The 260-nt window shown below is 45.4% G+C and carries 1 protein-coding gene; it reads right to left on the minus strand.

Annotated features, from left to right (window positions below):
* Positions 1-179: 179 nt before the first annotated feature.
* A partial coding sequence (locus tag FQ664_RS27990; protein ID WP_256676110.1) for a hypothetical protein occupies positions 180-260 on the minus strand: 81 nt, incomplete at its 5' end.

Below are 260 nucleotides of genomic sequence, written 5' to 3' on the forward strand. Positions count from 1 at the left end.
AACTTACAGCGCTCGCGAAACTTTGCTACGAGAGATGTAGATGTTGGCAGGTTTTTATCAGGAGTTGATAACTTTTGCGGGGATGGGAAGCTGGCAAGTTTATTTGTAAAAAAATATCATAGGAAATTTCATACAAATTAAACATGGGTGGCAAACATTCGTCTGCCACCCCGTTTTTTCTATTTCGGGCTGGAGCGCCCGGTCATTTCCAGGGCCATTTCACTGGCGTAGCTGTCGGTCATGCCGGCAATGAAGTCGAT

The organism is Pseudomonas persica (genome assembly GCF_900291015.1).
Classification (GTDB): domain Bacteria; phylum Pseudomonadota; class Gammaproteobacteria; order Pseudomonadales; family Pseudomonadaceae; genus Aquipseudomonas.